Origin of the sequence: Pseudoalteromonas sp. CO109Y (assembly GCF_004208935.1) — a bacterium.
In the GTDB taxonomy this organism is placed as follows: domain Bacteria; phylum Pseudomonadota; class Gammaproteobacteria; order Enterobacterales; family Alteromonadaceae; genus Pseudoalteromonas; species Pseudoalteromonas shioyasakiensis.
In genome coordinates this window covers 162,961-181,511 of sequence record NZ_SGPD01000011.1, presented here as the reverse complement: position 1 = coordinate 181,511, position 18,551 = coordinate 162,961, and the positions used below count along the sequence as shown (strand labels likewise).

Genomic DNA, 18,551 nt, shown 5'->3' with positions numbered 1-18,551 from the left:
CTCAAAGCACTTGCGTCAGGGTCATCTTGCTATAGACTAATATTTTTATATTAATATTAGTTCGTTATGTTACATCCTCGATTTAGAACAGTCGTATTTGCGTTCTTTATGGCGCTGTTTATGTCTGGATTTATGTCTTTAGTGATCAGCATTTTTAACGTTGGTTTAATCGATAACATTGCAACCATTTGGCTTCAAGCATGGGCTTTTGCATTTTGTGTGGCATTTCCTACCGTTATTTTTGTTGCACCTGTGGTGCATAAGCTAACCAATAAACTTATCAGAGCACCGTTGTGATAGCCGAACGCCCAAAGCAGTTTCTATTTATTGCACTATTTTTAATATCAGCATTACCATTTGTTGGCTCTGCTACGGCACTTGTAGTCGGTGCTTTATTTGCCATGATATTAGGCAACCCATTTGCAGTGCAGTCACAAAAAATAAGTAAATGGATGCTAAAGTTGGCGGTGATTGGCTTAGGCTTTGCTGTTGATTTTAATCAAGTTATAGAAGTAGGGCGTAGCTCTATTGTGCTTACTATTGTCAGTATTACCGCTATTATTGGCCTTGGTGAAATTTTATCTCAGTTATTTAAGTTAAATAAAAACACCGGTGTACTTATTTCATTTGGTACAGCCATTTGTGGTGGTAGCGCCATTGCAGCAATGGCGCCGGTTATAAAGGCCAAAGATCACGAAGTAGCTATATCACTCGCTGTGGTGTTTTTATTAAACGCCCTTGGCTTAGTGTTATTCCCAATGATTGGTCATTACTTTGGCCTGACTGAGCAACAATTCGGTGTTTGGGCAGCACTTGCTATTCACGACACCAGTAGTGTAGTGGGGGCTTCCGCTGCGTATGGCGCATCAGCGCTTGCTATTGCCACAACCATTAAACTAACCAGAGCGATGTGGATAATCCCTTATACAAGCATCGCGGGTGTGTTTTGGAAATCGGATGAAAAAGCCAGTATCCCATTGTTTATATTTGGTTTTTTAGCAGCTGCACTGATTAATTCGAGCTTTCCTGAGCATCAAACACTATGGCATGCACTCAATGTTGGTGCTAAACAACTGTTAGTAATGACCTTATTTTTGATTGGTAGTGGTTTATCTATTTCAGTCTTAAAACAAGCGGGCATTAAACCTTTTATCATGGCGATGATCTTATGGATCATTGTCAGCAGTATTATTTTACTACTTATAGTAGACGGATTTATTTCATGAAAAACGCTTTATTAACTTCTTCAATAGCACTGGCTGTAGGCTTACTTGCTAATAATGTATCGGCTGCTGATTTACGTGTTGCCACCTTTAATGTGAGTATGGATGCAACTAACTATGCTAAAAAAGGCGAATCAATAGATAAAGATGCTTTAAGTAAAGCATTAGCGAGCAACCACCAGCAAATTCGTAACATTGCCGAAATTATTCAGCGAGTAAGACCTGATGTAATTTTACTAAATGAGTTTGATTATATTGATGCAGACAAAGGCATTAACGTATTTCGTAAAAACTACCTGCAAGTATCGCAAAATAAGCAAGTTGCCATCGATTACCCGTATTACTTTATTGCACCTGTTAACACTGGTTTACCTACTGAGTTTGACCTAGACAACGATGGTGTAAAGGGGCATTACAAAGGTGACGCACACGGCTTTGGCTTCTTTGAGGGGCATTATGCAATGGCAGTATTGTCGCGCTATCCAATCGATTTAGATAAAGCGCGTACATTACAAACATTCAAATATAAAGATATGCCAAATGCACAAATGCCTATCGACCCTAAAACAGGTAAAGACTGGTATTCAGCTGAAGAATGGCAAGCAATTCACCTAAGCTCTAAATCATTTTGGGATTTACCAATTGATGTAAAAGGCAAAACGTTTCATTTGCTTGCTTCACACCCAACGCCGCCTGTTTTTGATGGTGACGAAGACCGCAACGGTAAGCGTAACCACGATGAAGTTCGCCTAGTTGCAGATTACATTAACAATGCAAACTATATTTACGATGATAAAGGTCAAAAAGGTGGCTTAAAAGCGAAAAGCCGCTTTGTTATTGTTGGTGACTTAAATGCTGCGCCAGAAGGGGGCAAGGCACGCCCGAATACCACTGACCAAATTTTAAAAAATCCATTAGTAAATACCTCTTTTACGCCAACAAGCAAAGGCGCTAAAGAATCGTATAAAGAAGATTACGCTAAAAACTATACCGCTTATTGGCAAGCCCGTGCTGATTACGTTTTACCATCAAATTATGGTATTGAGATAAACGATGGTGGAGTTTTCTGGCCACAGAAAAACTCTGAACTGTTCCGTTTAATTAAAGATCGTAACGCATCGTCTGATCATCGTATGGTATGGCTTGATATCAGCTTAAAATAAGCTGTTATTAAACGGAAATCTTTGGCTGTTTATCCTATAAAAATTGCTATTTCATCAGTGCTTCTGCTTAAATAGGGCGAATTATAATAACCCGTAAGAAGCACTATGAAATTCAAAACCACTGCTAATAAAACGTTAGTGGCTCTCGCAGTCGCATCTAGCTTCATGCTAGCAGGTTGTCAATCAACCGCCTCAACGCCTTCTGAAGAACAAGTTACCAATGTAGCACCCGTTGTTGCTACTCCTGCTGATACAGGTTCAGCAGAAATCACGTTAGAGCAAGCAATGGCTCACCCTGATTGGTTAGGCCGTCAGCCTGAGCGTGCTTTCTGGAATGGTGATTCTAACAGCATTGTTTATGCACAAAAGCAACAAGGCAATGAGTTACGCGATTTATACGTTCAAGCGGTAAATAGCCAATCTGCATCACAATTAGCGTTAAACAAACTACACACTGTAGGCGCTAAAAATGCCGTTTATTCTGCAGATAAGAAACAACAGGCTTATGCATTTGAAGGTAATATCTTCGTTAAAAACCTAAGCACTGGGCAAATTACACAAATCACTCACGACAGCGCACAGCAATCAAAACCACAGTTTTTAAATGATGGTAGCCTTGCATATCGCCAAGGTAATGCATTTTATAAAGTTGATTTAGCAACGGGTCGTCAAGTTGAATTAGTTAACTTACACCTAGACGATGCACCTAAAGGTGTACAAGAGCCAGACACTTACATTGCAAAAGAGCAGCACAAACTAATTGATTACATTGCGCTGACGCACAAAAACAAAAAAGATCGTGAAGAGCGTAAAGCACAAATTAACGAGCAAAACGACAGCATTGCTAACGCACAATTTTATTTAGGTAAAGGTAAGCGTTTAGCCGATGTACAGCTTTCACCAAATGGCCAAGCCCTTGTTGCAGTAACCACAGAAAGCCGTTCATGGCGTGATGAAGGCGATATAATGCCTAATTACATTGCCGATGATGCACGCGTAAAAGCTGAAAAAGTACGCCGTCGTGTTGCTGATGAAAAGCCAATCAGCTCAGACGTTGTTTACATTGACCTTAAGTCAGGCGAGCAAACAACCCTTGCATTCGATACCTTACCAGGTTTTGATGAAGACGTACTTGCAGCAGTTAAGAAAGAAAACTACGCTCGTGATGGCAAAACTTATAAGTCTGAAAAAGCACCACGTGCCATCAACTTAATGATGGATTGGGGCTGGGACCAAAGTGCAATCCAATGGAACACAGATGGTTCAAAAGTGGCACTTATGCTTGAAGCATGGGACAACAAAGACCGTTGGTTAGCCACTGTTGATACACAAAACAACAAACTTGTTTCGCAGCACCGCTTACACGACGATGCATGGGTTAACTATGCATACAACGATTTTGGTTGGTTGAACAACTCAGACACGCTTTACTACTTATCTGAAGAGTCTGGTTACAGCCACATTTATAAAAAGCCACTTAATGGTAAAGCAACGCAGCTAACTAAAGGCCAATTTGTTGTTTCTAACTTAACGTTAACAGCTGATAACTCAGCGATTTACTACAAAGCCAACGTTGAGCACCCAGGTCTTTACGAAATCTATCGTGTAAACCCTGCAACCGGTGAATCTGAGCAAGTAACAAACCTTGATGGTATGACTGATTACCAGTTAAGCCCAGATGAAAGCAAACTATTGCTAACTCATTCAAAAATTATGTCGCCGCCTGAGCTTTATGTTGCTGATGCAAAAGCAAATACTCAAGCGACGCAGTTAACGCACACGGTTTCTGATGAGTTTTTAGCGAAGAAACTAATTGCACCTAAGATTGTTGCTGTGCCTTCAAGCCACACTGATCAGCCAATTTATGCAAAAGTATATTACCCAGCTGATTATAAAGAAGGCGAAACAGGTAAAAACCGTAAAGCGGTTATCTTTAACCACGGTGCTGGTTACCTACAAAACTCACACATGGGTTGGTCTGGTTACTTCCGTGAGTTTATGTTCCACTCACTATTGGCTTCAGAAGGCTACGTAGTAATGGACATGGACTACCGTGCATCGAAAGGTTACGGCCGTGATTGGCGTACAGCTATTTATCGTCAAATGGGTACACCTGAGATCCAAGATTTAGCAGACGGCGTAAGCTGGATGGCAGACAACGCAAACGTAGATACACAAGCTGTAGGCACTTATGGTGGTTCTTACGGTGGTTTCATGACGTTTATGGCGCTATTCACACAACCTGATTTATTTAAAGCAGGTGCTGCACTTCGTCCGGTAACTGATTGGGCTCACTACAATGGTCCTTATACGTCTAACATCTTAAACCACCCAGATGTTGACCCGATTGCTTATGAAAAGAGCTCACCAATTTACTTTGCTGAAGGTCTGAAGAGCCATTTATTAATTAACGCGCCTATGGTTGATGACAATGTATTCTTCCAAGACTCAGTACGCTTAGTACAGCGCTTAATTGAGCTAGAAAAAGAAAACTTTGAAACAGCTATCTTCCCAGTTGAACCGCATGGTTTTGTACAACCATCAAGCTGGTTAGATGAATACCGCCGTATTCATAAGCTATTTAAAGAAACGCTTTAATTCAATAGCGTTAATTAAAAACAGCCACTTTAAGTGGCTGTTTTTGTTTGTAATAGAATTATCCAAAAGGGGTTATTTGCAGTAAAATTCACTCACATCGAGTACAGTCTTACCTTGCTCTGAGTCGTTTTCAAAAATTAAATTATCACCCTCTAAACTCATTTTATAGTCTTTCATCCATGATAGATTAGCTATTAACTCCAATTCATAGCGATTAAACGAAGCAGGGCACTTTAAATACACATAATGGTGAGCAGTTCCAAAAGCTCCAGGGTCTGATGTGTAGACATAAAAGGTGCGATATTCAAATGCCTGTTCTTGGTGAACGTAATCAGTATTTGAGTTAAACATGATGTTGAATAATATAAGTAAACCAATACCAAAGAACATTAAGCATGAATACAAAATACTAAGAATAAGGGTTAAATGAGCAATAATTTTATTCTTAAACGATTCTTTAACGATACTGTATTTTGCTAACAACAGACAAAACCCAATACAAAGTGAACAAAATACTATGGTGTAATAAATATTATCAAGGCTTGCCATAAACGTTGGTGAAACAAATTTTAAGTTTACCAATTGGCCAAATAGCCCAGCCAATAGAGGCCCGTAAAGGCAAAATAAGATAATGCGAAGGTAAATATGTCCTTTATTTTCATTCATTTAAAATTCCTTTTTCTAGTTAACAAAGAGCAGTTGTAAAGCGCGAGTAAGGTTACCCGCGCTTTTTTATTATTTTTATAAAGACAGGCAAAGCGAGTAGAGTGCCGCCAATTGCGCCGATAAAGTGGGCATCAATGGCAACATTAGAGGCGATTAACTGACTCACCGATTCACTCGGGCCTGCTATTTGCTCCCAAATCACTTTAGCCCAAGTACCAGCAAACAATAACCAGCCTGAAAACATGCCTGCTTGTACATCTTTAACTGCTCCCCAAATGATCACTCCGTGCAGTAGAGCACTTAATCCGGTGTAAATTTGGATATCTGGGCAAAATAGCCACACACCTAGGCCACACCACAGTGCAAGAATGGCAATATTAAACGCATAGCGAGCAGGGCTTGTATGCTCAGCGTGCAGAGCCCAAATTAATAAAATTCCGGCACAATTTAAGCCTAAATGAGGCCAATTTGCGTGCACGAATTGACTAGTGAAAATGCGCCAAAATTCACCATTTGCAACTAACTCACGGTTAAATTCGAGATATTCATTTAAGTTAAAAGTAGCAAATAAGGAACTTAGTATTACTAAACACAATGGCGGCAGAATATATTCTAGTTTCAGGGGCAGGTTTATCATGTTATTTTTGTTGTATCTGAGATTGTCGCCTATTGTGCACGTTTAATTTTAAGATGCCAAATACACTACGGGATTAAGTTTATTTATGTTATTCAAAACCAAAGCGCTGTTAGCTCTGTCCACCTCTTTAATTTATTCAACGGCTATTTTTGCAACCCCTGCAAAAATTGAAACTCGCGAACCTGAAGCTGCTACAGGCTTTGCTCATAAACAGGTTGTTGAAGGCGATAAGTACATGGTCGCAGCAGCAAACCCTTATGCAGTAAAAGCAGGGCAAAAAATGCTTGAGCTAGGCGGCTCAGCAGTTGATGCAGCCATTGCAACGCAATTAGTACTGACACTGGTAGAACCGCAATCGTCGGGCATCGGTGGTGGTACGTTTATGATGTACTTCGACAGCAAAACCAAAAGCCTAACCAGTTTTGATGGCCGCGAAACGGCTCCAAGCAATGCTGATGAAACACTATTTTTAGATAAGCACGGTAAAGCCGTAAAATGGATTGAAGCCGTTGTAGGTGGTCGTTCTGTTGGTGTTCCAGGTATTTTAGACGCATTTGCCACCGCCCATAAACGTTACGGCAAGTTAGAGTGGCAAACCTTGTTTGGTCCTGCCATTGAATTGGCTGATAAAGGCTTTATTGTGTCGCCGCGTTTACATCAATTATTGGCTAAAGAGTTAAATCCAGGGGTTACTAAGCTACCTGTTATTCGTGACTACTTTTTCCCAAATGGTAAACCGCTTGCTGTAGGTACGGTTAAAAAGAACCCTGAACTTGCCGCGCTTTATAAAGATATAGCGAAACAAGGCATTGATGCTTTCTATAAAGGTGAAAACGCCAAAAAACTTGTGCACGCAGTGCAAAACTCAGCAGTTGCACCGGGTACTTTAACGGTTGAAGACTTAGCTAATTACAAAAGTAAAGAGCGTGCACCTGTGTGTGTTGATTATCGCCAATACGAAGTGTGCTCAATGGCACCACCTAGTAGTGGTGGTGTAGCTGTATTACAGATTTTAGCCTTACTTGAACATAAAGACATGGCTAAACTTAAACCAAACTCTGTTCAAGCATTGCATTACTTTACCCAAGCATCGCGTTTAGCGTTTGCTGATCGCAACGTGTATATGGGTGACCCTGACTTTATGCCAATCCCAACACAAGGATTACTCGATAAAAACTACCTTGCAGGTCGTGCAAAGCTTATTTCTGAAAAAGATGCTCACGCAGAAGCAGGCACACCGCCTAATTCACTTGCGTACGCGCAAGATGATGCTTACGAGTTACCATCAACCACCCATGTATCGATCGTTGATAGTCAAGGTAATGCAGTATCGATGACCAGCTCTATCGAAATGGCGTTTGGTTCAACAGTAATGGTGAACGGGTATATTTTAAACAATCAGCTTACTGACTTTGCTTTATCGCCTACCAAAAATGGTAAGCCATTAGCTAATCGCGTTGAAGCGGGTAAACGCCCGCGTAGTTCAATGTCACCAGTCATGGTGTTTAACAAAGACGGCAGCTTACGTTTAGTGGTTGGTTCACCAGGTGGTAGCCGTATCATTGATTATGTAGCTCAAGTGGTTGTGGGTGTGCTTGATTGGAACCTAGATGCGCAAACAGCTATTAACTTACCGCGCATTACTAATCGCAATAATTACACTAGCCTAGAAAAGGGCACTGAGCTTGCCAACGCCGAAGCAGAATTTGTTAACCGTGGACACACAGTTCGTATCCTAGATTTAAACTCTGGTTTACATGCTGTTGAAGTTAAAGACGGTAAACTTTATGGCGCAGCCGATCCGCGCCGCGAAGGCATCGCTTTAAGTGATAAAAGCCACTAAAAACAAGCTCAGCAGCCTTAAAGCTGCTGAGTTTTCATGTATACTATCTGCTATGCTATTTAGAGCATAAAATTCATTTTCTTCAATGGTCTGACAAGGTGAATTGTCATTGCAATTTCGCCTTCAAGAGTAATAATGTCAGGTCATAATTATGACGCATCAAAGCTTGGAAATATGACTACAAATACCGATCCAAATTATCTTTATATTCCTTATTCAGGCCCAGGTCTGATCGAAACGCCACTATTAAATAAAGGCAGTGCTTTTTCACAAAAAGAAAGGGAAAATTTCAACTTAGCCGGTTTACTGCCACCGCGTTATGAAACGATCGAAGAACAAGTTGAGCGTTGTTACCAACAGTATTCAAGCTTTAGCGATAATTTAAATAAGCACATTTACCTACGTGCTATTCAGGATAACAACGAAACACTTTACTACCGTTTAGTGCGTGATCATCTTGAAGAAATGATGCCAATTATCTACACACCAACGGTAGGTGATGCCTGTGAAAAATTCTCAGACATCTACCGCAGTGCCCGTGGTCTATTTATCTCTTATGAAGATCGTTTCCAAATTGATGATATTTTACGTAACGCTACTAAAGGCAAAGTAAAAGTTATCGTTGTGACTGACGGTGAGCGTATTCTTGGTCTAGGTGACCAAGGTATTGGTGGTATGGGTATTCCAATTGGTAAATTATCACTTTACACAGCATGTGGTGGTATTAGCCCAGCTTATACGCTACCAGTGATGATTGATGTTGGTACGAACAACGAAAAACTACTTAACGACCCTATGTACATGGGTGCACGTCATAAACGTATTTCGCAAGAAGAGTATGACGAATTCTTAGATCTATTCATCAAAGCAGTTAAACGTCGTTGGCCAAATGTGTTACTTCAGTTCGAAGACTTTGCACAACCAAATGCAATGCCATTACTAAAACGTTACCGCGATGAAATCTGTAGCTTTAACGATGACATTCAAGGCACTGCTGCGGTAACTGTAGGTTCTTTACTTGCTGCATGTCGTGTTAAAGGCGCGAAGCTTTCTGAGCAAAAAGTTGTGTTTGTTGGTGCAGGTTCTGCGGGCTGCGGTATTGCTGAGCAAATTATCAGTACTATGGTTGCTGAAGGCATTAGCGATGAGCAAGCGCGTTCTCAAATTTTCATGGTTGATCGTTTTGGTCTGCTTACTGAAGGTATGGAAGGCTTACGTGACTTCCAACAAGCACTTTGCCAATCTAAAGATGGTTTAAGCGAGTGGACATACAGCGGTGAGTACGCATCGTTATTAGATGTGATGCACTGTGCACAACCAGACATCCTAATTGGTGTATCTGGCCAACCTGGTTTATTCACAGAACAAGTTATTCGTGCAATGCACGCATCTTGCCCACAACCGATTATCTTCCCGTTAAGTAATCCGTCTAAGCAAGTTGAAGCACTTCCATCAGATGTTATCGAATGGACAGACGGTCAAGCAATTGTTGCCTCTGGTAGCCCATTTGATCCGGTTGAGTATAACGGCCAAACGTTCCCAATCCCACAATGTAACAACAGCTACATTTTCCCGGGTATTGGTTTAGGCGTAATTGCTGCTAAAGCTACACGTATTACAGATACAATGCTGATTGTATCAAGTGAAACACTGGCTGAGTCTTCACCACGTGCAAACACTGGTAAAGGCAGCTTATTACCAGCACTCACTGAAATCCAATCGTTAAGTAAACGTATTGCTTTTGCAGTAGCGAAAAAAGCGATGGAAGAAGGTGTTGCACTAGAGCTGAGCGATGAAGCGCTATGGGCAGCAATAGAGAAAAACTACTGGCTTCCAGAGTACCGTAACTACAAGCGTCGTAGTATCTAAGCTATAACACGCTGAGTAATTGAAAAAACAGGCTTTTAAAGCCTGTTTTTTTATATCTTAATAATAGAGTCTTGTTCATATTCAATTAACCCTTTAAGGTGATAATGAACGGAGTTTTTAATTAAGGAACAGTATTATGCGTAAGTTAGTTTTTACCGCTATGGCCGCCGCGCTAAGTTTTAATGCGTTAGCAGAATCAACACCTGATGCGCCTCATATTTATATTCAAGGTAACGCAACGGTTAAAGCAATCCCAGATAACGTTAAACTGACAGTAGGTATTGTTGAAGTAGATAAAGATTTAATTGCCGCTAAAAACAAAGCCGATGCAACCATGGCGAAAGCAATTAACCTTGCTAAAAGCCAAGGTGTAGAAGAAAAGGGCATTTATGCCTCTAATATCTCAATTCATCGCCAAACAGAATATAACCGCGAAACAGGTAAGCAAAACTTTGTAGGCTACAGAGTAACGCGTAGTTTGTCTGTTACCTTAACTGATATTAAAAAATACCCGATTATGCTTCAGCAACTAGTGAACTCGGGTATTAATGAGATCAATCAAACTCAGTTTGTATCAAGCAAGTACGAAGAGCTACAAAAGAAAGCGCAAAAGCTTGCTATTAAAGATGCTCGTGCTGCTGCAAAAGAATTTGCCAGTGACTATGGGGTTGAACTTAAAGGCCTGTATACTGCATCAAGTAGCCCTCTCGATACAGGTAGCCAACCTTATATGCGTGCCAGCAAAATGGTTATGGCAGAAGCTGCACCAGATAACTATGTACCTGATGCATACAACGGTGGTGAGCTTACAATTAGCGCAAGCAGCTATGCGGTATATCTAATCGAAAACTAAATTCAGTTATTGATTGCTGGCAAACCTTGCCAGCAATTTTTCACCTTGCTGCTCTGAAATACGAGCAATCGCTTTTAGCATATTAGTAATCTGTTCACGGTCGTACTCATTACTAATATGCGTATCTATATCTTCAATAATCGCCCCTAAGTAAACAAACAGGCTATCTGTTGCTTTCTCGTTATCAGATGCTCTAAACAATATGTTTTTAAATGCCTCAAGCACGTTAACCATTACATAGGCGTCATTTTTTGCATAGTTACGAATTGGAGTAAAGTTATCATGCAGCAGCTCATCAAATGATGTTTCGTGTATAAACAAGTGCGGTTGATTGTTCTGGCATCGTTTAAGCGAGTAGTTCACATCGTAAATGTCTAAACGCAATATGAGCAATATACTCAACATATCAATGGCTTTTACCGCAGTACCGGGATCGTTAATACCCGGGCTCATAGCTTTAACAGCGATTTCTGAAATTTGCGTCATACCGTAGCGGTAATGATCGCTAATATACTCTTCGATATAAAAGATAAAGCAGTCTAGTAATTGCTCTACCAGTTCAGGTTTGTCAGATAGGTCGGTATCACATTTTAAAAACGGATAACCTTTAACTGTAAAGAAGCCTTGCTTAACTGAAATATAAATTTTAATACCGTGCTGTTGGCATAGTGCGCACAATTTATCGGTATGAGCGCCTTTAAAGTAGCCTTCTGTTTTACTTTTAACACTATGCCAGTCATCAAACTCAGGAAAATGTTCAACAGGATTTTCTTGTTGCATGCCAATTATGCATTTAAGCTCACCTTTGGTATTTTTAAACAAGTCGTTTAGTACATTATCGACCTGAATTGCTTTTGAAATTGAGTGAATAAAAAACACAAAAAAGCCCAACGAAATTAAACCAAACACCAAAGAAAAGAAGATACCGAGTGATGGGATCCCCATATCGCCATCGCCAATGGTGCGTATGTTTATCAACATTAATATGGTGTAGATAATACTGCCAAGATAAAACCCTAACACTAATTGGTGTGACTTACGGGTAATAAGCCCCGGTAACACACGAGGTGAGAGGCTGGCACTGGCACTATTAAGCACCACCATAACCATAGAAAAGCTAAAAACCGTTAGCGAGATAATACTGCCTGCAAGGGTACTTAGAATGGTTCGGGCGTTCTCTTCGCTATCTACCAGTAACACACCAATGAGCTTTTTAAATTCCATAGATAATGACGAATACTCGACCGCTGTGGTTATTAAACCAAATAATAAAAACACCACAGAGAGCAATGAAGGGTAAAAACCGATACTACTGATCATCTCGCGGTAGTTATCGGCGATTTTTCTTGGCGTAAACATGCACTTCCTTAAGAACTGTTAGACATTAAATATCATACTGAGCTAACCTAACTACTTACTTAACAGCCTAGCAATAAACAGTGCTAAGCGTCTAACTTTAAATAAAAATTGGAAAAACTGTGATTGTTTCAACGTTTGCTGCCATTTTGGCCATTTTATACATTCAACTTAGCTTTCGTGTAATTAAACTGCGTAAAGCAAAGCGCATTTCACTTGGCGATGGTGGCGATGCTAGCCTACAAGCAGCAATACGCGCTCACGCTAATTTTATTGAATATGTGCCATTTTCATTGATTATGCTATTTTTATTAGAGTACCAAGGTCTTCCAAGCCATTATTGCTATATTTTAGGGGCAATGCTCTTGGCTGGCCGTTTTTGTCATAGTTATGCACTCGCTGATAATCTGATGAAATTACGTGTATTAGGGATGATGCTAACTTTCTTAACTATGTTGATCAGTGCCGTGATGTTATTAGTTACACAGGTATTCTAATATGCAGAAGGTTGTTTTTACTTTACTACTTTTGTTATTTTCAATTTCAGGCGTAGCTGAAGTAAAAACAATCAATGGCAAAAAAGAAATAACTATCCCTCCAGCAACACTCAATATTATTTATCCTAAAACCATGCCAAGCCTCATTGAGGATAATTATTACCCGTTGCTTTTACTTAAAACAGCATTAAAAAGAAGTGGTTATAGATATACACTTACCCCTGCGGCAGAAGTGTTAGGGCAAAATCGTGTTTTAAAAGAAATCGAAAAAGGCACCATTGATGTTTCTTGGACCATGACCAATAAAGAGCGAGAAGAGCGTTTATTACCAATACGCGTGCCGCTTTTCAAAGGCTTGTTTGGTTGGCGAGTTATGTTCATTAACGAGCAAAATCTAGCGCACTTAAGTCAGCTAAAAACCTTAGATGATTTAAAAAGTATCTATTTTTTACAAGGTCAGGATTGGCCAGATACCAAAATATTGCGCGATAATGGCTTAGTAGTTTCTACCTCGTTAGATTTAGAGTTTTTATTTGTCATGCTTGAAAGAGGGCGTGGCGATTTATTTCCTCGATCTATCCTCGAAATCAATGACGAATATGCAGTATTCAAAAACCAAATGCCGTTGGCGGTACTACCTCAGATAATGCTTAAATATAAAAGCCCAATTTATTTTTTCTTTAATAAGAACGAACCAGAAATAGCCAAAGCAGTGAATCAGGGCTTAAAAATAATGCGTGAGAGCGGTGAGTTTGATGAGCTTTTTTATAAATACAACGGCGAAATTATTAAAAACGCCCACCTACACGACAAAATTGTTATAGAATTGCGCAATTATGATTTACCAAGGTTAACCCCAGTCAACGACAAGTCGCTGTGGTTAGCATTTGATCAGGTGCCATGAGCTCTAAAATATTTATAATCGGTTTACCACGAACCGGCACAACCAGTATCTGTAACAGCTTTTTACAACTCGGATATAAAACCGCCCACACAGCCTATACCCAACAAGCAATTACAAGCGCAGACGTTATTGCCGATACCCCGGTATTTAGCGAATACGCCTTACTTGATAAACATTTTGCAAATAGCCGTTTTATCAACCTTGAGCGCAATTTAACTAAATGGCTGCCTTCGATTAGGCAGTTATTAGCACGTATGCACACTAATTTAATGCGCCCAGACGGTGGCTTTAATATCCATTTAAAGCGCTGTTATCTCGATGTTTTTGGTCAGTATAGCTTGGCAGATTTAGAATCTGATGAATACTTAACCGCGTGTTATAACCGCCATCAACAGCAGGTAGCAGATTATTTTAAAGGCCGTGAACAGCAGTTATTAACACTGGATGTAGCAGACTCAAACAGCCCGCAGTTACTACAGCAGTTTTTAAATACCGAGCAGCAAATTAGCTTTAAACAGCTTAATATAGGCGGTAAGGTCACAGCGTGGAATGATATAAAACACTCCGATAAAGTGTCATCGACCCGAAGTGGTAAAATTGATAAATCTCTTGGTTATAATCACACGTAAAATACGTTAAAATCGCCGCCATTATAAGTTTAGTTGTTCCTTATCATGTTTGAATTGAAATACCACACGCCATTTGAATGGACAGAAGGTGTCTTAGCTGACTTCGATACCTTTTTACAAGATCATGCTGCAGCAGAGAAAAAAGCCTCTGGTATGGCTATGTCTATGCTTTCTCATTACCCAGACCGTCGTAAGCTTGTTAAAGCCATGACAGACTTAGCACTGGAAGAAATGATTCACTTTAAGCAAGTTTTAAAGCTATTAATGGAACGTGATGTATCACTTGGTAATGACCAAAAAGATCCTTACATCAAACAAATTCGTGCGGTATTTAGAAATGGTCGTGATGAATTTTTAATGGATCGTTTATTAGTAGCAGGCGTTATTGAAGCACGCGGACACGAGCGCTTTTCACTTGTTGCAGAAGCCTTACCTGCAGGCAAAGAAAAAGAGTTTTATGTCGCGATTGCAAAATCAGAAGAAAAACATAAAAACTTATTCGTCGAGCTTGCCTACGAGTATTTCGATAAGCAAGATGTTGATACACGCCTTGAAGAGATCCTCATCGCAGAAGCCGAAATCTGTAAAAATATTCCGTTTACAGCAGCGCTTCACTAGTGAGATGCTTGTGTATTGGGCCTTTTAGCCTAATACACAAATTAATGTTTTATCCCAAAGTAGTAAATTAGGGACTAAAAACAATAATTAAGTCTCCAGAAAATAGTTTTGCCAATCCTAATTGATTAAATAAACAGCATACATTCATCTTTCTCTCCTATAGTTAAATTAGTACCTAACTGTGAGGAATAGAGCATGAAATGGATGATGACTCTTACGACGCTGTCGTTAATAGGGATTGTAATTACCGGTAATTCAATTTACACCGAAGTTAAAATCTTTCGTTCCAACGAAAAGCCAACCGAAATAACCGCTAGTATGTATCGATCTCTTATTTGGCATAGTGATATTTATAAAGACGATCAGTTTTTAAATACCGCGCAAAGCTACTTCAGCGATGGCAAAATTGATACGCGTGAATACAGTAAACTTACGAGTTTAGCGAGCAAAATTGCCGGCCCTATCATCTACATTCAAGAAACCGATGAGCAACTGTGGCATGCAAGGTTAACCTACAAAAAATATCTTGAAGAGAAAACGGTCGAACGACTGGCAAGTTTACATTGATGAAAACTGCTTGATCAGCGTGTTAAGCTCAACAATGGTGGGCTTACCGCTGAGATAATTGGTATCAAGATGGTAACTATTGCCAAGCCAATAGGGCTTTTTGGTCGTGTTATGGCCATGCACAGAAAAGTCGATACTTGGGTTTATTAAAGGTTTTTTCGCTTTGGTTAAGCTTCTATCCCAAAGCAATGCGCCAATCGCTTGTTGTATATCTTCTGTAGGATTTTGCCAATCCCAATCAGAACAGGTGGTATGCGATAAACCAATTCTTAATGCTCCGTATTCAACATAGTAAGAAAGCGGGCATTTGAGTAGTTGCTTACAGGCAAATGCAAGTTCTTCATCGCTTGCTTCTAGATGCCAGCGGCCGCCGTTCTCAACCCATAAACGGTAGTAACCTTTATCCTTTGCAAGTAAAGACTCAAGCAACATATGCTCGTGGTTACCAAGGCACATATGTACACCAAGCTCTTTAAAACGCGCAAGTAACGCAATGCTGTGCTCACCCCGGTCAATCACATCACCCAGTGAAAACAAGATATCTTCGCTTGGGTTAAAATTAACAGAGCAAAGCGCCTGTTCAAATTTAGTTAAATCTGCATCTAAATCGCCAATAACAAATACACGTTTGCTTTGTTCAAATTGCATCTTAACTTGAATTGGGTTTTGCGAGGCAAGAGGGCTTTTCACTAAATTCAAAATACATTCCTTTAAGCAGCGTGTAGCTCAAGACTAACATAACTCGTTGCTATTTTAGCACTGGGTGGTTATTATCTAGCCTCACTTTTTAGGAGTTACCGCCAACATGAACAACTAAACCTGTTATCCAATTTCATTTTTATCTTTTTGGACCAACAGGGTTAGTAGGCGTTGCTCACTATCACTTTTAATATGTTACTTCTCGTGTGATCACACGCTTATGCCCCTGTAATACAGGAGGCACTATGCCACAACTTCAAGCTTTTAATTTAAGTTATCAACATGACAATGGCGATGTTGTATTTAACGACCTTTCATTTTCACTCACAGCTAAAGTCACCGCGTTAGTCGGCAGGAACGGCTGCGGTAAATCTATCTTAGCGTCAATACTTGCTAAGCAAAGACATTCTAGCTATGACAGGGTTGTTTGTAATTCAACCCTCGGTTTTTACAGGCAAATGAACGATGTAAATCAGGCTGAAAACTTAACAATTGCAGAGTCTATAAGGCTAGAGCCTGTGTTTAATGCTCTCGATGCTATAAACCAAGGGCAAGTTACAGAGCAAAATTTATCTTTACTTGAAGGCAATTGGGATTTAGAAGAGCGCTTTAATGCAGAACTTGTAAGGCTTGGCGTAAACAACAAAACCCCTTATTCATTAAGCAAACATTTAAGCGGCGGCCAGCTTAGCCAATTAAAGCTTTGGACACTATTTTCCTGCATAAAGCCCGATATTTTAATATTGGATGAGCCATCAAACCACCTAGATGCAAAAGGTAAAATCTGGCTTATAAAGCAAATACACAACTTTAAAGGGCAATTATTACTAATAAGTCACGATCAAGAATTATTAGAGCAGGCTCATGAAGTTTGGGAGCTAACAACCCTTGGTTTAACTCAGTATGGTATGAGTTTTTCTGAGTACCAAACTCAAAAGCAGCAGCAAGTTGCTGCCCTTGAAAATAAGTTAAACCACGTTGTTAAACAGCAAAGTAAGCTCAAGGCAGCAGAGCAACTACAAAAGCAAAAAGCACAAAAACGAGCAGGACAGGGCGCAGCGCTGAGAAAATCAGGCAGCCAGCCCAAAGTGTTGATGGATGCTAAAAAAGATAAAGCCAGCGCTAATTTGTCATCGCAAAATAAAAATAGTGCTAAGCGAGAAGGTATGCTGAGCTGTAATAAACAAGAGCTTTCTAGCCAGCTTGAACAAACTAAAGCGCAGCAATTTTATTTAGCGCAATCAGATTATGCTAAGCACCAAAAAATACTTAGCCTGGAGGGCGTTGTATTAGCACACGGCACAAAAAAACCAATTAATTTACAGGTGTTCAGTGATGATAAAATTCATTTAGCCGGTGCTAATGGCACTGGTAAATCAACCTTACTTAAAACTCTGACATACGACATACCAGTAAAAGCAGGGCAGTTACATTGCAATCAAGCACTCTATTATTTAGACCAACATTTTACATTAATAAACAACGAGCTAACCCTACTTGAAAACGTTATGACTTACTGTAAAAACCTAGATGAAAGCATCGCACGTACTCTACTTGCCAGTATTGGCTTTAGAAAAGACGCTGTTTTTAAATATGCCGCACTTTTGAGTGGTGGCGAGAAAATGAAGCTCGCAATGTGTATAGTCAGTAATATTGAAAGCACCGCATTTTTGTTACTCGATGAGCCCGATAACCATCTCGACCTTGAATCAAAACAGCTCTTGGCTCAGTCATTACAGGGCTTGAAAGGCGGGTTTATACTTGTGAGTCATGATAAATACTTTGTAGAAAGTATCATCTGCAATAAGCAAATTTTATTATAAAATAGTCATTTATATATTAGCGTGCTAGGGTGTTGTAGGTACTTTATACCAATCCGCAATAATACTTAATCATTTTGAGGGATTAAACCTGTCGCTATCTGCGTTAAAAATTTCTGATTTAGAACAACTAAATAACGAAATTTTTGCCTTGCTATCAACGAGGTTTTATTGCCTCAAAATAGACCACTTAATTAAGCGAATTGGTATTACAAGGAATGACAATGAATTTTACAGCCGCTTACCGCATTTTTACTGCTTTATTCATGCTGATTCTAACCATTGGTTTAGGCATGACGCTCAATGATCTCATCTCGGTAGTCTACGTGTTCGTACCGTTATTATTGATGCTAGGCAGCTCATTTATGCCATTTTTTAAACAGCGAAAACTACGTTTAATACTGTTTGCAGCCCCAATCGTTATTCTTTACTGCTTTGGTTTTTACCCTTGGCTTACAAATTACCAAGAAGTCGCTGTTTCATCATCTACCTCAACCCTCGATTTTATCATTATCCCAGCTTGGGCCACTCTCTACGGCGCGTGGTTTGTAATGCTGCATGAAATTGGGCTAGGTGTTGCTAGGGCCTTTAATTGGGGAAGGTGAAAGA

At 39.9% G+C, this 18,551-nt stretch carries 18 protein-coding genes; 14 read left to right on the top strand and 4 right to left on the bottom strand.

All coding sequences use genetic code 11. The features are described from left to right. Nucleotides 1-66: 66 nt before the first annotated feature. The 4 genes from EXT43_RS03630 (at nt 67) to EXT43_RS03615 (ending at nt 4,984) form a co-directional block, all read left to right on the top strand. Nucleotides 67-297: a DUF2798 domain-containing protein gene (locus tag EXT43_RS03630; protein ID WP_062565351.1), complete on the top strand. Its 231-nt coding sequence runs from the start codon at nt 67-69 to the stop codon at nt 295-297. Further along, nucleotides 294-1,226 carry a putative sulfate exporter family transporter gene (locus EXT43_RS03625; RefSeq protein WP_062565352.1) on the top strand — a complete coding sequence of 311 codons (933 nt, stop codon included), beginning with the start codon at nt 294-296 and terminating at the stop codon, nt 1,224-1,226. The genes EXT43_RS03630 and EXT43_RS03625 overlap by 4 nt, the downstream gene beginning before the upstream one ends. Continuing rightward, complete coding sequence (locus tag EXT43_RS03620; protein WP_062565353.1) at nt 1,223-2,386, top strand: endonuclease/exonuclease/phosphatase family protein; 1,164 nt, start codon at nt 1,223-1,225, stop codon at nt 2,384-2,386. The genes EXT43_RS03625 and EXT43_RS03620 overlap by 4 nt, the downstream gene beginning before the upstream one ends. 105 nt (nt 2,387-2,491) lie before the next feature. Then, nucleotides 2,492-4,984 carry a prolyl oligopeptidase family serine peptidase gene (locus EXT43_RS03615; protein ID WP_130166347.1) on the top strand — a complete coding sequence of 831 codons (2,493 nt, stop codon included), beginning with the start codon at nt 2,492-2,494 and terminating at the stop codon, nt 4,982-4,984. Between the two features lie 72 nt (nt 4,985-5,056). Here the strand turns inward: EXT43_RS03615 and EXT43_RS03610 are convergent, their stop codons facing one another. Beyond that, nucleotides 5,057-5,650 carry a hypothetical protein gene (locus EXT43_RS03610; protein ID WP_130166346.1) on the bottom strand — a complete coding sequence of 198 codons (594 nt, stop codon included), beginning with the start codon at nt 5,648-5,650 and terminating at the stop codon, nt 5,057-5,059. A 52-nt stretch (nt 5,651-5,702) separates the two neighbouring features. Beyond that, a complete protein-coding gene (gene rrtA, locus EXT43_RS03605; protein ID WP_054561461.1) occupies nt 5,703-6,287 on the bottom strand; it encodes a rhombosortase in 585 nt (194 codons plus the stop codon). Between the two features lie 85 nt (nt 6,288-6,372). On the opposite strand from rrtA, the gene ggt reads away from it, so the two are divergent. From ggt to EXT43_RS03590, 3 genes are all read left to right on the top strand, one after another. Continuing rightward, nucleotides 6,373-8,130, top strand: a complete 1,758-nt coding sequence (gene ggt / locus EXT43_RS03600) for a gamma-glutamyltransferase (protein WP_130166345.1) — start codon at nt 6,373-6,375, stop codon at nt 8,128-8,130. A gap of 174 nt (nt 8,131-8,304) precedes the next feature. After that, nucleotides 8,305-9,999 carry an NAD-dependent malic enzyme gene (locus EXT43_RS03595; protein ID WP_130166489.1) on the top strand — a complete coding sequence of 565 codons (1,695 nt, stop codon included), beginning with the start codon at nt 8,305-8,307 and terminating at the stop codon, nt 9,997-9,999. A gap of 136 nt (nt 10,000-10,135) precedes the next feature. Further along, complete coding sequence (locus EXT43_RS03590; RefSeq protein WP_130166344.1) at nt 10,136-10,852, top strand: SIMPL domain-containing protein; 717 nt, start codon at nt 10,136-10,138, stop codon at nt 10,850-10,852. 6 nt (nt 10,853-10,858) lie between these two features. On the opposite strand, the gene EXT43_RS03585 is transcribed toward EXT43_RS03590, so the two are convergent. Continuing rightward, entirely contained in the window at nt 10,859-12,211 is a 1,353-nt protein-coding gene (locus tag EXT43_RS03585; RefSeq protein ID WP_062565359.1) for a DUF2254 domain-containing protein, read from the bottom strand. A 119-nt stretch (nt 12,212-12,330) separates the two neighbouring features. Here EXT43_RS03585 and EXT43_RS03580 point away from each other — a divergent pair, with 119 nt between their 5' ends. The 5 genes from EXT43_RS03580 (at nt 12,331) to EXT43_RS03560 (ending at nt 15,423) form a co-directional block, all read left to right on the top strand. After that, entirely contained in the window at nt 12,331-12,705 is a 375-nt protein-coding gene (locus EXT43_RS03580; protein WP_054561465.1) for an MAPEG family protein, read from the top strand. Between the two features lies 1 nt (nt 12,706). Continuing rightward, nucleotides 12,707-13,609: a transporter substrate-binding domain-containing protein gene (locus EXT43_RS03575; RefSeq protein ID WP_130166343.1), complete on the top strand. Its 903-nt coding sequence runs from the start codon at nt 12,707-12,709 to the stop codon at nt 13,607-13,609. Continuing rightward, nucleotides 13,606-14,238 carry a sulfotransferase gene (locus tag EXT43_RS03570; protein ID WP_130166342.1) on the top strand — a complete coding sequence of 211 codons (633 nt, stop codon included), beginning with the start codon at nt 13,606-13,608 and terminating at the stop codon, nt 14,236-14,238. Before EXT43_RS03575 ends, EXT43_RS03570 begins: the two co-directional genes overlap by 4 nt. Before the next feature lie 45 nt (nt 14,239-14,283). After that, complete coding sequence (locus EXT43_RS03565) at nt 14,284-14,856, top strand: tRNA-(ms[2]io[6]A)-hydroxylase (protein ID WP_130166341.1); 573 nt, start codon at nt 14,284-14,286, stop codon at nt 14,854-14,856. A gap of 195 nt (nt 14,857-15,051) precedes the next feature. Further along, a complete protein-coding gene (locus EXT43_RS03560; protein ID WP_130166340.1) occupies nt 15,052-15,423 on the top strand; it encodes a hypothetical protein in 372 nt (123 codons plus the stop codon). On the opposite strand, the gene EXT43_RS03555 is transcribed toward EXT43_RS03560, so the two are convergent. After that, nucleotides 15,415-16,113 (bottom strand): metallophosphoesterase, encoded by a 699-nt coding sequence (locus tag EXT43_RS03555; protein WP_240701468.1) that lies wholly within the window; start codon nt 16,111-16,113, stop codon nt 15,415-15,417. The two genes, EXT43_RS03560 and EXT43_RS03555, sit on opposite strands and share 9 nt — an antisense overlap. Before the next feature lie 254 nt (nt 16,114-16,367). Between EXT43_RS03555 and EXT43_RS03550 the strand changes: the two genes are divergently transcribed. After that, nucleotides 16,368-17,945, top strand: a complete 1,578-nt coding sequence (locus EXT43_RS03550) for an ATP-binding cassette domain-containing protein (protein ID WP_130166338.1) — start codon at nt 16,368-16,370, stop codon at nt 17,943-17,945. Between the two features lie 221 nt (nt 17,946-18,166). Beyond that, a complete protein-coding gene (locus EXT43_RS03545; protein WP_130166337.1) occupies nt 18,167-18,547 on the top strand; it encodes a hypothetical protein in 381 nt (126 codons plus the stop codon). Nucleotides 18,548-18,551 lie beyond the last annotated feature (4 nt).